This window comes from Crossiella cryophila, from assembly GCF_014204915.1.
GTDB classification, from domain to species: Bacteria; Actinomycetota; Actinomycetes; order Mycobacteriales; family Pseudonocardiaceae; genus Crossiella; species Crossiella cryophila.
In genome coordinates this window covers 2,299,918-2,312,798 of record NZ_JACHMH010000001.1, presented here as the reverse complement: position 1 = coordinate 2,312,798, position 12,881 = coordinate 2,299,918, and the positions used below count along the sequence as shown (strand labels likewise).

Sequence of the window (12,881 nt, the reverse complement as noted above, 5' to 3'; positions counted from 1 at the left end):
AAAAAAGAACAGGGTGAACGCACCGAGCCGCCACTCGGTGCGTTCACCCCTGCCCTGGATCGGCGGTAGCCATCCAGGGAGTTCAGTGGACTGACTGATCAGACAGTAAGCCTCGGACCTGCGGTTCGTCAAGCCCATCGCGGATGAATACGTTGTCATCCGCAGGCTACTCCATGTTTACCAACCTCACCCCAGGCGTATTGACAGCCCGTTGGCTTCTGGTTGAACTGTGCGTGCTTGTGTCTGTTTCCGTTTGATTCTGACCGGTTGCCTGTGACGCCAACCTGAGGAGTTCGAATGAGGTCCCTGTCCAAGCGGCGGTTGGCCGCGCTGGCCGCCACGTTCGCCGTGGCCGTTGGCAGCGGTGCGCTGGCCATCGCGCCACCCGCGCTCGCCGAGCCGCCGCCCCCTGCCGTGGTCGACGAGCCGGCCCCGCCCGCGGTGGCCATCGACGACGGCCTGGCCCTGACCCCGCCGATGGGCTTCAACAACTGGAACACCACGCACTGCCGGGCCGAGTTCAACGAGAAGATGATCACCGATATGGCGGACATCTTCGTCGACCGCGGCCTCAAGGCGGCCGGTTACCAGTACGTCAACATCGACGACTGCTGGGCGCTGCCGCAGCGCGCCGCCGACGGCAACCTGGTGCCCGACCCGGTCCGCTTCCCGCGTGGCATCAAGTGGCTGGCCGACTACGTGCACGCCAAGGGCCTCAAGTTCGGCATCTACACCAGCGCGGGCATCAAGACCTGCAACAAGGTCGGCGGCTTCCCCGGCGGACTGGGCTTCGAGGAGCTGGACGCCAAGCTGTTCGCGAGCTGGGGCGTGGACTACCTCAAGTACGACAACTGCAACAACCAGGGCGTGGACGCCAAGCTCCGCTACACCAAGATGCGGGACGCGCTCAAGGCCACCGGCCGCCCGATCGTGTTCTCCATCTGCGAGTGGGGCCAGAACAAGCCGTGGGAGTGGGCCAAGGACGTCGGCCACCTGTGGCGCACCACCGGTGACATCAACGACACCTGGACCAAGACCGTCGACCTGCTCAAGCGCAACATGGTGCTGGCCGACTACGCCGGGCCTGGGCACTGGAACGACCCGGACATGCTGGAGGTCGGCAACGGCCAGCAGTCCACCACCGAGTACCGGTCCCAGTTCGCGCTCTGGTCGATCATGGCCGCCCCGCTGCTGATCGGCGCCGACCTGCGCAAGGTCTCGCCGGAGCACTTCGAGATCCTGACCAACAAGGAGATCATCGCGATCGATCAGGACAAGCTCGGCAAGCAGGGCAAGCCGATCCGGATCCAGAACGGGCAGTACGTCTTCGTCAAGCCGCTGGCCAACGGGGACAAGGCGGTCGCGCTGTTCAACGAGACCGACCAGCCGGCCCGGATCAGCGCCACCGCGGCCGAGGTCGGCCTGGCCAAGGCCAGCGGCTACAAGATCCGCGACCTGTGGACCAAGCAGGACGCGCACACCGCGGGCACCATCGCCGCCACCGTCCCCGCGCACGGCACCGCGATCTACCGGATCTCCGCCGACCGCGCCTGGCCGCTGTACCCGCCGGCGGTGGACAGCCACACCGACCTGGAGCTGCTCTACCCCGGCGCCGCGCCGGTGGTCACCCCCGGCAAGGCCGCCAGGGTGAGCACCGCGGTGCACAACGCGGGCAAGCTGCCTGCCCTGTTCGCCAAGGCCAAGGTCACCGCGCCGGAAGGCTGGACGATCAAGGCCGAGTCCCCGGCGAGCACCCCGCTGCTGCGGCCGGAACAGACCTGGCGGACCCACTTCGCGATCACCCCGCCGGCCGGCACCAAACCCGGCAAGTACCCGGTGACCAGCACCGTCACCTTCCACGGGCCGCGGCCGACCACGCACACCCAGAGCTTCGACCTGCTGGTGCCCGAACCCGCGCCCAGCGGGACCGTGCAGCTCTCCGACACCAAGTGGCTGCGCTCGGCCAACGGGTTCGGGCCGGTCGAGTTGAACACCAGCAACGGCGAGAGCAAGGCGGGCGACGGCAAGCCGATCACCATCAACGGCGTGGTCTTCGCCAAGGGCCTTGGCGTGCACGCGCCGAGCACCGTGGAGTACCACCTCGGCGGCCGCTGCTCGACCGTGTCCGCACAGGTCGGCGTGGACGATGAGAAGAACGCGGGCTCGGTGGTCTTCCAGGTCTTCGCCGACGCGACCAAGGTCGCCGACAGCGGGGTGCTGACCGCGGCCGACCCGGCGAAACCGTTGCAGGCCAGCGTGTCCGGCGCGACCCTGCTGCGCCTGGTGGTCACCGACGCCGGTGACGGGCAGAGCAACGACCACGCCGACTGGGCCGACGTGCGGCTCACCTGCTCCTGACACGAAACAGACCCCGCTCACCAACCAACCCCCCTTGACGGTTGGTGAGCGGGGTCACTAACATCCAGCCCACTGTTAGGAAACTAACCTAACAATGTTTTCCCAGCACAGGTACCGCCGCCGCCATGCACCGCCGCCGCCTTGTACCGCTCGGAGACCCCACCCCTGCCCTGGGTCTCCGTTCCGAGAGGAGCGCAAACGATGGGACGGCTCAACGTAGTCAGCCGCGCACTCGCCGTGATCGCGGCGGCCGCTCTGGCCACAACCGGCGTGCTCGCCACCAGCGCGCAAGGTTCGCCAACCCCCCAACTTCCGGCGTCTTCGGACACGGTCTCCACCCAAGCGGCGGCCGCCCTGCCACCAGGGACGCCCGCGGCGATCAACGGTCAGCTCCGGGTCTGCGGTCTGCAGCTCTGTAACAAGGATGGCAAGGCCATCCAGCTTCGCGGCATGAGCACGCACGGCATCCAGTGGTACAGCCAGTGCGTGAAGACGGCCTCGCTGGACGCGCTGGCCAAGGACTGGGGCGGCGACGTCCTGCGCATCGCGATGTACATCCAGGAGGGTGGGTACGAGACCAACCCCCGGAAGTTCACCGACATGGTGCACGGCTACATCGAGGAGGCCACCAAGCGCGGCCTCTACGCGTTGATCGACTGGCACCAGCTCACGCCGGGCGACCCGAACCACAACACCGCGCGGGCCAAGACCTTCTTCAAGGAGATCGCCCAGCGGCACAAGGACAAGACCAACATCATCTACGACATCGCGAACGAGCCGAACGGCGTTTCCTGGGCGAGGATCAAGACCTACGCCGAGGCGGTCATGCCCACCATCCGCGCGGAGGACCCGGACAGCCTGATCCTGGTCGGCACGCACGGCTGGGGCTCGCTCGGGATCTCCGATGGCCGCAACGAGCAGGACATCATCAACAACAAGATCAACATCCCGAACATCATGTACACGTTCCACTTCTACGCGGCCTCGCACAAGCAGAACTACCTGGACGCGTTCACCCGCGCGGCCGCCAAGCTGCCGCTGTTCGTGACCGAGTTCGGCACCCAGACCTCCAGTGGTGACGGTGGGAACGACTTCACCTGGTCGCAGAAGTACATCGACTTCATGAAGCAGAAGAAGATCAGCTGGACCAACTGGAACTTCTCCGACGACAACCGCTCGGGCGCGGTGTTCAAGAGCGGCACCTGTGCGGGCAACAACTTCTCCGGCACCGGCGTGCTCAAGCCGGCCGGCGCGTGGATCCGGGAGCGCATGCGCACCCCGGACGAGTTCTGATCGCTCCTCCACAGGGAAAAAACCCCTGCACTGTCCACTTCGGACAGTGCAGGGGTTTTCCCGGTTTTCGGCTAGCGGCCGCAGATCGCGAAGGCCTGCGCGCCGGAGCGGGACGGCGGTTCGTTGTGGTAGTAGATGCGCCAGCCCTCGCCCTGCGGGTGCGAGTCGGTGACCCTGGGCGCGAAACCGCCACCGCTGACCACCCAGCTGTCGCCGGGGCAGGTGATGCTCGCCTCGCCGTAGTAGTCCCACGGCGGCATGATGTAGTGGCCGGACTTCACCAGCGTCTGGCCCTGGATGCCGTTGGCGCAGACCGCCTGGCTCTGCACGGTGCGCGCCGCGCCGTCCTTGTTCAGGATGCCGAAGCGCCAGGCCCGCAGGTCATCGCCGGGGTTGGCGTCGACCCGGCTGAAGTAGGTGTCGGCCGAACCGCCGCCGCCGACCAGCGCGACGCCATTGGGGCAGCCCGCCCAGACGTCGCCGAAGGTGTTCGGCTGGACCAGCCGCTTGGCGTAGCTGTGCTGGTAGTTGCTCAATCCGCTGTAGCAGACCGCGTAGACGTGCAGCGTCACCTCGGTCGCGCCCAGGTTGGTGACCTGGACCTTCCAGCCGCGGCCGCCGTCGAGGGCCAGGCTCTTGTGCAGGGTCACCGAGCCCGCGTTGGAGTTGTACTCACCGCCGCCGGTGGCCAGCATGCCGTCCGGGCAGTAGGCCTCGGGCTCCTGCCACCGGTTCGGTCCGATGGTGACCGGGCCGTACCGGGTGATGTGCCGCCGGGGCAGCGCCAGTGCCGCGGCCGGCCCGGCGATGGTGGGTTCCGGCTTGGCCGCGGTGTCCGAGGGGAACTGGGCCGTCCCCGGCGCGACCTGCACCGGACCGCCGTTGCCCGCACCCGTGGGCGTGGCCTGGGCCTGACCGGAGACGGCGGTCAGGACGAGCAGGGCGGCGGCCAGCACGGCCGCGCCCAGGTTCTTTCGCACTCGCATGCCGCCACTGTTCAACCGCGGCGAGGCGAAGTCCCGGACCCGCGGCCGGACTAAGGTGCGATGATCACTGCCCTACCCGACGGGCAGCGCGTCACTGCCCAGCACCAGCCGCAGGAACGCCTGCGCGGACGGGCTCACGTGCTCGCCGGAGCGCAGCGCGATGCTGGCCTCCCAGTTCGGCGCGGCCGGCGCGTGCAGTTCGGCGATGGCGACCTGGAAGCCCTTCTTGTAGGCCATCGGCCGCGGTACCACCGCGACGCCGAGACCGTGTCCGACCAGCTCCAACAGGCTGTGCACGTCGTTGAGTTCCAGTGCCACCCGCCGGGCCATGCCCGCCGTGGTGAACACCCGGTCGGTGAGCTGGCGGGCGCCCCAGTCGCTCTGGAAGTCCACGAAGACCTCATCGGCCAGCTCGGACCACTCCACCTTGTCCCGGCGGGCGAAGCGGTGCTCGCGGCCGCAGACCAGCAGCATCGGCTCGGTGGCCAGGTGCGCCAGGCTGACCCCGTCCGGGGCCGGTCGCGGCTGGTCGACCAGGGCCAGGTCCAGGCGACCGGCCTTCACACCTTCGATGAGCTTGGCGCCACCGGCCTGGGTGAGCCGGACCTCGACGCCGGGGTGCGCGGCGTGGAAGCGGGCCAGCAGCGCGGGCGCGTCGATCACGCCGAGGCACTGCACCATGCCCACCGACAGCGTGCCACGCAGCACGCCCTGCACCGCGGCCACCGCGTCCTTGGCCGCGGCCACGCTGACCAGCGTGCGCCTGGCCTCCACCAGCAGGGCCCGGCCCGCCTCGGTGAGTTCCACCCGTCTGGTGCTTCTGACGAACAGTGGCGCGCCCAGCTCCCGTTCCAGTGCTTTGATCGAGGCGGAGAGACCGGACTGGGCGACCCGCACCCGCTCGGCGGCCCGCGTGAAATGCCGTTCTTCCGCTACCGCGACGAAGTACTCCAGGTGCCGAAGCTCCACGACTGTGCACGTTAGCCGATGAGTGCCAGCAGGTTCTTCTGTTGGACATAACCGAGACCACAACGCAAGCTGAAGAAACCGCTTACACCCACGACAGGAGCAAGTATGAGGACCCGCCGCATCGGCGATGTCGAGGTGAGCGCGATCGGCCTGGGCGCGATGCCCATGTCATCGGAGTTCGGCAAGGACAAGCAGGCCTCGCAGGCCACCCTGCACGCGGCGCTGGACGCCGGGGTCACGCTCATCGACACCGCGGACGCCTACTGCACCAACAGCGCCGACTTCGGCGACAACGAGCGCTTCGTGGCCCAGGCGCTGGCCGCCTATCCAGGGGACACCAGCGACGTGCTGGTCGCCACCAAGGGCGGGCACACCAGGGACGAGCAGGGCGCCTGGGGCCTCAACGGCGACCCCGGCTACCTCAAGCAGGCCTGTGATGCCTCGCTGAAGCGGCTCGGCGTGGACGTGATCGGGCTCTACCAGTTCCACCGGCCGGACCCGTCGGTGCCGATCGGTGACTCGGTGAGCGCGCTGCGCGACCTGCTGGACGCCGGGAAGATCCGCTACGCCGGGGTGTCCAACTTCGACCCGGCCGAGATCGTCGAGGCGAACGAGATCCTCGGCGGCAGGCTGGTCTCGGTGCAGAACCAGTTCTCCCCCGCCTTCCGCAGCAGTGAGCCGGAGCTGGAGCTGTGCGCCGAACTGGGCATCGCCTTCCTGCCGTGGAGCCCGCTGGGCGGCATCGCCAAGGCGGCCGAGCTGGGCAGCGGGTTCGCCGCCTTCGGTGAGGTCGCGGCAGGCCGAGGGGTCAGCCCGCAGCAGGTCTGCCTGGCCTGGATGCTGGCCAAGTCCGAGGTGGTGGTGCCGATCCCGGGCGCCAGCCGGATCGCCTCGGTGCTGGACTCGATCGCCGCGGTGCACCTGGACCTGTCCGCGGAGGAGATCGCGCACCTGAACGGCTAGTCCCACCATCGCTTCCCCGTCCACTGTGGACGATGGCCATCGGGAAGCACCGCACCCCCACCGGGATTTCCACTCCGGTGGGGGTGTTGGTTTCGCGGAAGTCGTTGCGCCATCAGGGATTCTCAGTAGCCGCCGTAGCCACCGGCGCCGCCACCGCCCTGGGTGCCGCCGCTGGCGCTGGCCGTGGTCTTGGCCTTCTTGCCGTCGGGGGCGGCCACGAACCAGGTGCCCTGCACGGCCTGGCCCTTGGTGTCCCCGGCCTTGGTGTCCTGGGCGAAGCGGTACAGCGGCCAGCCGCCCAGGGTCAGCTGCTCCGAACCGTCGGGGCGCTTGACCGAACCGACCAGTGCCTCGTCAACGCCCTGCACCCGCACGCTGCCGGTGACCAGCGCGGGCGGCCATGCCTCCAGGCACTTGGCGGCGCAGTTGGACTTGGACGGCTTGGCGGTGTCCTTGTCGAAGCGGTACAGGGTCAGGCCGTTCACATCGGTGACGATGTTGCCCAGATCGCTGGAGGCCACCACGTTCAGCGTGGCCGCGGCGTTCTGGCCACCGGCCGCCGCCTTGGCCTTCTTGCCGTCGGGGGCCGCCACGAACCAGGTGCCCTGCACGTTCTGGCCCTTCATCTCACCGGGGCCGGTGTCCTTGGCGAAGGTGTAGAGCGGCCAGCCCGCCAGGGTGAGCTGCTCGGTGCCGTCGGCCCGTTTCAGCGACCCCACCAGCGCCTGGTCAACGCCCTGCACCGTAGGCTGCCCCTCGACCAGCGCCGGCGGCCAGGCCTCCAGGCACTTGTCCGCGCAGTTGGATTTTGAGGGCTTGGCGGTGTCCTTGTCGAAGCGATACAGGGTCTTCCCGTTGGCGTCGGTGACGATGTTGCCGAGCTGCGCCGTGCTCGAGACGTTCAGCGCGGCGGCGGCAGGCACCTCACTGGTGCTGGAACGCTGCGGCGCCGGGGGCTGGACCTGCGGAGCGGCACCGTCCACTCCGGACCCGCAGGCTCCGGCGAACAGCACGGTGGACACAGCGGAAACGGCCAGGATCATGGTGCGAACGCGTCGAGTCTGCACGGTCTGTTCCTCTCCACAAGGTTTCGGTCGTTGTGCTCAGCTCCGAACGCCGTGGGATACGCGGAGGTCACCGCCCCGGGTTCAGCCCCGGCGCAGAAAAAAACAAAAGCCCAGGATCACACCGGAATCCTGAACCGGAATAGCGGGCTCCTCGTATCCCACGGGAAGGACGCCCTGTGAGCAGCGCAAAGGAGCGAGGCCAGATGATGCGGCGACGAAAGGCAGCGCGGTGAACGTACGGCGCTTCGGCAAGCCGGAGAAGCGCGAGGACGAGGCGGAGCGCCAGCTCATCGCTCTGCTGTACCGCCAGTACGGGCAGGTGCTGATGCGGCATGCCATGCGCCTCACCGGCAACGACAAGTACTGGTCCGAGGACGTGGTGCAGGAGACGCTGCTGCGGGCCTGGCGGCACGCGGAGAAGCTGGACCGCGACCCCGACCTGCTGCGTGCGTGGTTGTTCACCGTCGCGCGCCGGATCGTCATCGATGCCAGGCGTAGCAAGGGAATCCGGCCGCAGGAGGTGGACCCGGCCCCGCTGGAGGTGATGCCGGAGCCCGCGCGGACCGACGAGGCCCTCTCCCGCATCGTCATCAAGGGCGCCCTGGACAGTCTCAGTGCCGAGCACCGGGAGGCGGTCGAGCAGACCTATCTGCGCGACCGCTCGGTCAGTGAGGCCGCCGCCGTACTGGGTGTCCCGCCGGGCACCGTGAAATCGCGGGTGTTCTACGCGCTGCGCGCACTGCGCCGGAATTTGGAAGAACAGGGGGTCACGTCATGACGCCGCCGATCGAGCACACCGACGTGGGCGCCTACGTCCTCGGCGTGCTGGACGCGCACGAGGCCGAGGCGTTCGAGGCGCATCTGCTCAGCTGCGAGATCTGCCAGGCGGAGTTGAAGGCGCTCTCCGCCCTGCCCGACCTGCTGGACGAACTCCGCGAGCAGCCCGTCGCCGCGGCCGAACCCCTCGGCGCGGCCGATCCGATGCCGAGGCTGCTGGACGAGCTGGCGGTGCGCCGCCGCAGGCGCAAGGTGATCACCTGGGTGGCCGCGGCCGCCGCCACCATCGCGATCATCGCCGGGCCGATCCTGACCGCGGCGTTCACCGCGACCGACCCGAACGTGGTGGCCTTCCCGGAAGGTGTGCCGAAGCTGACCGGCTCCGGGCCCACCGGGGCCTCGCTGGAGCTGACCGTGCAGGGCCGCGGCTGGGGATCGGATGTGGTGCTGGCGCTCAAGGGTGTGCGCGGGCCGGAGGCGTGCGAGCTGATCGCGGTGTCCAAGACCGGTCAGGAGGTCACCGTGAACAGCTGGCTGGTGCCCGACCGGGGTTACGGCGTGCCCGATTCGCCGAAGCCGCTGATGATGCGGGGTGGCGCGGCGCTGAAGCCGGGCGACATCGCCAAGTTCGAGGTGCGCACCCTGGACAAGAAGGTCCTGGTGAGCATCCCGGCCTGAGCAGCCGGTTCGACCGGGACCGGGGGCGGACCAGCGCGGTCCGCCCCCGGTCCCGCTTCCCGGCTCACTTCAGCGCGTAGGCCCTGATCAGGGTCTGCTCGACGGAGTTGCCCTCGGCGTCGGCAGCCTGGACCTTCAGCGAGACGAACCCGCTGCTGTCGGCCTTCCTCGGGTGCTGGATCGCCCCGCTGTAGCCGCCATCGGACCCGAGCGCGCGCAGGTCGACCGCCTCCCAGCTGCCGCCGTCGTTGTAGGAGACCTCGGCCCTGACCTCGGTGACCTTGACCGGGGGCGCGCCCGGCTGGGTGGCCGCGGTCAGGTTCAGCGCGTGGACCCGGTCGGCCGGGGCCGCGTTGTCCAGGTCGAGGTCCAGGTTCCAGCGGGCCTGGAGCACCGGCAGCGGCACGGTCTTGCCCGCCTCCCCGCGTGCGGAGCCGAAGCTCCACGAGGAGAAGGACTCGGTGCCCACCGACCAGCCGGGGCGGCCCTGGTTGACGTCGAGTTCGACCCGGTAGTTCGCCTTGTCCGCCACGCCGACGGCGAGTTCGCCGAGGGCGTGCGGTTGTTCGGCGACCTGTTCGCCGTCCCGGTAGACCCTGGCCACCGTGCTCGCGCCGAGATCACGCAGGTAGTGGTCGGGGTCGCTGTCCAGGTACTCGGCGAAGTTGAGCCGCAGCTTGTCGTCCACCCGGCTGACCGGGACCAGTGCCTTGGACACGCCCGGCTGGAACGGTCCCTGGTACCAGTTCACCGTGCGGTCGCTGCCCGCCACCGGCAGTGGCGCGGACCCGTTGCCCGCCACGCTGTCCCCGTCAGGGCCGCCGTAGAACAGCGGGTTGAACCGGGTGTTGTTGGCGGAGAAGTACCGCACGTGGTCATACGGGAAGCGCCGGTCGTAGGTGCTGGTCAGCCCGATGAAGTCATACGGCCGGAAGCTGAACATGCCCAGCATGCCGACCTGGTCCGGGCGCACCGCGTGCAGTTTGGTGCGCTCGGTGGCCAGGGTGGCCGGACTCGCGTCGAAGGACAGGTCCGCCGGGATGCTCCCGGCGAACGGCGCGACCAGGTGGTACTGCACCGGGCTGTGCGAGACGCCCTTGAGTTCCAGCGTCACCGGCCCGCGGCCGAGCAGTTCGAGCAGCCGCTTACCCTCCACATTGGACAGTTCAAGGCCGGGGATGGCCGGGTTGCGGGTGGTGTAGTCGGCGAAGCGGCCCGGTCCGGAGCCGAACACCGCGGCCACCCCCGCCTTGGCGTTGGCGGCGTTGCGCACCTGGTCGTTGGGCGTGATGTCCTTGGACTGCTGGATCAGCGCGATCTTGCCGCGGACATCCCGCCCGGCGAACTCGGCCGGGGTGCCGGTGCCGACGTAGACCACCGGCAGCCGGTGGGTGCCGTCGATCCGCTTGCCCAGTTCCTGGCCGCCGCCGAGGTAGTCCGGCCGCAGCACGGTGTCCGGGGACACCACCCGGGCGGCCAGCTTCGGCGTCTCCAGCCACATCCGGTTGGCCAGCTCGAACTCGCCGCGGGTGACCGGGGCCGAGGGCACGGCGTAGATCCGGTCCACGGTGCGGCCGTAGAAGAAGCCGCTGGTGAACCGGCGGGCGCCGCTGGCCCTGGTCCAGGTCTGGGACAGGGTCACCGCCTCGGTCTTCTCCGGTGTGCGGGCCTGGATCTCCTTGGCGCCGCGGCCGTCCAGGACGATCGAGGTGGATCCCTTGACCTCCACCTCGTCCTTGGTCACCACGGTGTACTCGGTGTCGTTGCGGCTGGGGTCGGCGGTGGAGAGGAAGCTGCCGACGAAGTACTTGCCGGGCGGCAGCAGCAGGCCGCCGGAGCCGGTGGCGTCCACGTTGACCCGGTGGTACTTGCCGTCGTCGAGGTTCCACAGCGCGACCGAGGCGTAGCCGGGGGCCTTGCCGTCGCGGGCGGTGGCGGTCACCGAGACCTTGTGCTGGAGGTCCTTGTTGAAGCCCAGCACGGTCCGCAGCACCGCGGCGCCACCGCGCTGGGTGGCGGTGAGCGCGCCGGTGTAGAGGCCGACCTCGCCCGCGTTGGGGTTGAGCGTGACGGTGGCGGTGGCCGAGCCACCGGCCGGGATCGACAGGGTGGCCGGGCTGACCGAGAGCGCCTCGGCGGGCGCGGTCGCGCCACCGGCTGATCTGGCCTGCACGGTCAGGTCAAGGGTGGCTTCGGCGCTGCCGTCGTTGGTGTAGGTGACCTTGCGGGTCACCGGGTCCACCGAGCCGTAGGGCCCGAGAAAGCGCCCGAGGCTCAGCGAGCCCGCGTCCGCCCGCAGCTGCTGCTGCGCGGTCGCGGCCACCCCGGCCTCCAGCCGGCCTGCGCCCTGGTCGTAGGTGGAGATGCCGTTGAGCGGTTTGGCGGTCTGCATCAACGCGGTCTTGAGCTGCGCTGGCGTCCACTTCGGGTTGCGCTGGGCCAGGATCGCGGCCGCGCCCGCCACGTGCGGGGTGGCCATCGAGGTCCCGTTGGCCGAGACGTAGCGCTCGCCACCGGCGGAGTTGGCCTTGGCCGCGCTGATCGCCACACCCGGCGCGGCGATGTCCGGCTTGAGCGCGTGATCCCCGAACCGGGGTCCCTTGCTGGAGAACGGCGCGAGCTGGTCCTGCTTGTCCACCGCGGCCACGGTCAGCGCGGAGTCGGCCGTGCCCGGCGAGGACACCGTCTCCTGCCCGCCGAACCCGGAGTTGCCAGCGGCGATGACGAACAGCGCGCCGGTGTCGGCGGAGATCCGGTTCACCGCGACGCTCATCGGGTCGGTGCCGTCGGTTGGCCCGCCGCCCAGGCTCATGCTGACCACCTTGGCCTTGCCCGCGGCCCACTCCATCCCGGCGATGATCCCGGACTCCGAGCCCGAGCCACCGTCGTTCAGCACCTTGCCGCTCAACAACTTCGCCCCTGGCGCGACGCCCTTCTTGGCGCCACCGGAGGCGGCGCCGGACCCGGCGATGGTCGAGGCGACGTGGGTGCCGTGCCCGTGCTTGTCCTCGGCCGCAGGCGCGTCGCTGAAGTTCTTGTGCTCCACCACTTTCCCGGCCAGGTCCGGGTGCGTGTCGTCGATCCCGGTGTCCAGCACCGCGACCGTGCCGCCGGTGCCGTCGAACCCGGCCTGCCACGCGGCCGGCGCGCCCACCTGCGGCACACTGGTGTCCAAAGTGGACTGGACCTTGCCGTCCAGCCAGACCTTGGCGATCCCGCCGTTCAGGCTCGCGCCCCGCCCGGCCAGCGCGCCCCAGAACTCACCCATCTTGCCGCGCTCGGCCCGCACGGCCTGGGCGCTGGCACTGGCCAGCACGGCCTGCCGGGCACTGCCCCGTGGCGGGGCGGCGGCGATCGACATGTCCTGCTTCGGGTAGCTGAGGATCAGCGGCAGCGAGCCCTGGCGGTCGAAGCCCTGCTCGACCAGCTTGGTCACGTTGAACAGCCGCTCGTCCAGCACCCCGGCGGCAAGGTACGGCTCGGCGGCGAAGGGCACCACGTACGCCTGTTTGTCCAGCGTGTAACTGCGGTACTGCTCCGATCCCTTGACCCTGGCGGCCTGCCTGCCGTCGGGGTAGTAGTCCAGGGTGACGGTGTCCCCGGTGACCAGGGTCAGCTCGGCGGTCCGCACCGGCACATCCGGACCGGGCCGCGCCTCCGGGGCCGGCGCCGCGGCCGCCGATCCAGTCGCGAGAGCGCTTGCCACCAGGCCTAACGCGGTCAACCCCGCGGTGATTCTCCGACGTCTCGACAAGGTGCCCCTCCAACCCACCAGGCGATACCGGAGGCC

The 12,881-nt window shown here is 69.6% G+C and carries 9 protein-coding genes; 5 read left to right on the top strand and 4 right to left on the bottom strand.

All coding sequences use genetic code 11. From position 1 onward, the window contains the following. The first annotated feature begins 297 nt into the window (after positions 1-297). The gene (locus HNR67_RS10865) at positions 298-2,358 is read left to right on the top strand and encodes an NPCBM/NEW2 domain-containing protein (RefSeq protein ID WP_185001915.1); all 2,061 of its coding nucleotides are present in this window, start codon (positions 298-300) and stop codon (positions 2,356-2,358) included. 201 nt (positions 2,359-2,559) lie between these two features. Beyond that, the gene (locus HNR67_RS10860) at positions 2,560-3,651 is read left to right on the top strand and encodes a glycoside hydrolase family 5 protein (RefSeq protein ID WP_185001914.1); all 1,092 of its coding nucleotides are present in this window, start codon (positions 2,560-2,562) and stop codon (positions 3,649-3,651) included. A gap of 71 nt (positions 3,652-3,722) precedes the next feature. Here HNR67_RS10860 and HNR67_RS10855 read toward each other — a convergent pair whose 3' ends face one another. Both HNR67_RS10855 and HNR67_RS10850 read right to left on the bottom strand, forming a co-directional pair. Further along, positions 3,723-4,637, bottom strand: a complete 915-nt coding sequence (locus HNR67_RS10855; RefSeq protein WP_185001913.1) for a hypothetical protein — start codon at positions 4,635-4,637, stop codon at positions 3,723-3,725. Positions 4,638-4,709: 72 nt separating this feature from the next. Further along, on the bottom strand, positions 4,710-5,606 hold the full coding sequence (locus HNR67_RS10850) for a LysR family transcriptional regulator (RefSeq protein WP_185001912.1): 897 nt from the start codon (positions 5,604-5,606) through the stop codon (positions 4,710-4,712). Positions 5,607-5,711: 105 nt separating this feature from the next. Between HNR67_RS10850 and HNR67_RS10845 the strand changes: the two genes are divergently transcribed. Beyond that, on the top strand, positions 5,712-6,569 hold the full coding sequence (locus tag HNR67_RS10845; protein WP_185001911.1) for an aldo/keto reductase: 858 nt from the start codon (positions 5,712-5,714) through the stop codon (positions 6,567-6,569). 122 nt (positions 6,570-6,691) lie between these two features. Here HNR67_RS10845 and HNR67_RS10840 read toward each other — a convergent pair whose 3' ends face one another. Beyond that, entirely contained in the window at positions 6,692-7,636 is a 945-nt protein-coding gene (locus tag HNR67_RS10840; RefSeq protein WP_312986965.1) for a hypothetical protein, read from the bottom strand. A gap of 229 nt (positions 7,637-7,865) precedes the next feature. Here HNR67_RS10840 and HNR67_RS10835 point away from each other — a divergent pair, with 229 nt between their 5' ends. Together HNR67_RS10835 and HNR67_RS10830 are read left to right on the top strand one after the other, a co-directional pair. Beyond that, positions 7,866-8,414 carry a sigma-70 family RNA polymerase sigma factor gene (locus HNR67_RS10835; RefSeq protein ID WP_185001910.1) on the top strand — a complete coding sequence of 183 codons (549 nt, stop codon included), beginning with the start codon at positions 7,866-7,868 and terminating at the stop codon, positions 8,412-8,414. Further along, positions 8,411-9,091, top strand: a complete 681-nt coding sequence (locus HNR67_RS10830) for an anti-sigma factor family protein (protein WP_185001909.1) — start codon at positions 8,411-8,413, stop codon at positions 9,089-9,091. Before HNR67_RS10835 ends, HNR67_RS10830 begins: the two co-directional genes overlap by 4 nt. Positions 9,092-9,155: 64 nt before the next feature. Here the strand turns inward: HNR67_RS10830 and HNR67_RS10825 are convergent, their stop codons facing one another. Continuing rightward, positions 9,156-12,797: a S8 family serine peptidase gene (locus HNR67_RS10825; RefSeq protein ID WP_185001908.1), complete on the bottom strand. Its 3,642-nt coding sequence runs from the start codon at positions 12,795-12,797 to the stop codon at positions 9,156-9,158. Positions 12,798-12,881: the final 84 nt, after the last annotated feature.